Genomic DNA, 1,512 nt, shown 5'->3' on the forward strand with positions numbered 1-1,512 from the left:
CCCGGCGCTGCTGCCGTGGACGCCGCACCCGCCCCCGCCGCCCCCCGCCACGCCATGGTGGACGGTGACTCGTGGCGGCTGTGGCAGCCCTTCTTGGCAGAGCCCACGGCTGGCCGGGCCACAGGCAAGGCCCTGTCCTATCACTGGTACTGGCGCGGCGACGACGCCACCCTGGCCCCCCGGCTGGCCGAATTCTGGCGCGAACACACCGCCCCGGCGGACACCCTGCTGGACGACCTGACCGAACGCTATTTCGGCTTTCTGCCGGAATCGCTGGGCGTGCCCGAAGACGGCGAGTACGCGGGACCAGTGGACATCTTCGACCTGATGGACCTGATGACCGTGGTGGCCGAAAAACTGCCCAACCACGCCCCCGCCATCAGCCGCGCCGCCGCCCAGAGCAACATCGACCCGCTGCTGCTGGCCGCCGTGATCTTTCAGGAGTCGCGTTTCGATACGTCCGCCCGCAGCAAGACCGGGGTGCGCGGCATCATGCAGCTTACCCAGAACACGGCCCTGCTGCTGAAGGTCAACCGCATGAACCCCAGCCAGTCCATCCGGGGCGGGGCACGCTACCTGCGCATGCTGTGGGACAGCCTGGACGACCTGGATCTGCAACCGTGGGACCGCTGGTTCTTCACCCTGGCCGCCTTCAACCAGGGGCCGGGCCACCTGCGCGACGCCATCCGGCTGAACCAGGACCTTGGCGGCACGGGCCGCACCTGGCGCGAACTGAAGGACACCTTTCCCAAACTGGCGCGGCCCCGCTACCACTCCCGCACCCGGTACGGGTACTGTCGTGGCTACGAGGCCGTGGCATTCGTGGAAAGCGTGCGCTACTACTATTACATACTCAACGGGCTAGTCGCCCTCTCGCGGCCGGAAGCTGAGCACCTTGCGCCGCTTCTGGACGCCGTCCCCGTCCGCTGGCCCGCCATCTAGGGCCGGATCGTCCTTCTCGGCCACCGGCTCGAGGTTGAAGGCCATGCGCGGGGGCACCCCCAGGGGTTCGCCCTCGGGCCGGGCCGCCGCGGCCCAGTGGTGGTTGAAGAGCTGGTTCTTCCAGCGCACCGCCTGGATCAGGCTGAGCACCAGTGCCGCTTCTTCCCACCGCTTGGTGGGTTCGAAGCGGTCCACCACGGCGGCGTAGCGGTCCCACAGCGACATCAGCGACGCCTCGTCGTAGGCGTTCAGTTGCTGTGCCAGCTTTTGCAGCATGCGCTCCATGGGGTCATCGCTCCTTCATGCGGGGTGGTGTGGGGGCGGCCGGAACTTCGACCGGAACGCCGAGCGTCCGCGCGTATGCAGTGGCCGCGCCGTGCCCCGCAGGCTACGCCAATCCGGATGCCGGTTCAAATGGAAATTGCCCGCCCTTGCGGGCTGTGCTAGCATTCCCGCTGTCGCAGCCAGGAAGGCGACCGCGCCCCGCCCCGTGGCGGGGCGTTGCGCATGCCGCAGCCGTTTCCGCCCCCGATAACGCCCATTCCGCCCGGCCTCGCCGCCGGGCGCAGG

At 69.0% G+C, this 1,512-nt stretch carries 2 protein-coding genes; one reads left to right on the plus strand and one right to left on the minus strand.

Features of this window, described 5'->3' with window-relative positions:
- Positions 1-942 (plus strand): transglycosylase SLT domain-containing protein (locus tag FVW27_RS15260; protein WP_167126719.1); only part of this gene is annotated, 942 nt, incomplete at its 5' end.
- Here the strand turns inward: FVW27_RS15260 and FVW27_RS15265 are convergent.
- Positions 862-1,227, minus strand: coding sequence for a hypothetical protein (locus tag FVW27_RS15265; RefSeq protein ID WP_167126722.1), 366 nt, complete (start codon positions 1,225-1,227; stop codon positions 862-864). The two genes, FVW27_RS15260 and FVW27_RS15265, sit on opposite strands and share 81 nt — an antisense overlap.
- Positions 1,228-1,512 lie beyond the last annotated feature (285 nt).

The organism is Nitratidesulfovibrio liaohensis (assembly GCF_011682075.1).
GTDB classification, from domain to species: Bacteria; Desulfobacterota; Desulfovibrionia; order Desulfovibrionales; family Desulfovibrionaceae; genus Cupidesulfovibrio; species Cupidesulfovibrio liaohensis.

What these genes read in the sequence shown, in the direction of transcription:
- FVW27_RS15265 (WP_167126722.1), bottom strand. Translation starts at nt 1,227, where the DNA reads ATGGAGCGCATGCTGCAAAAGCTGGCACAGCAACTGAACGCCTACGAC.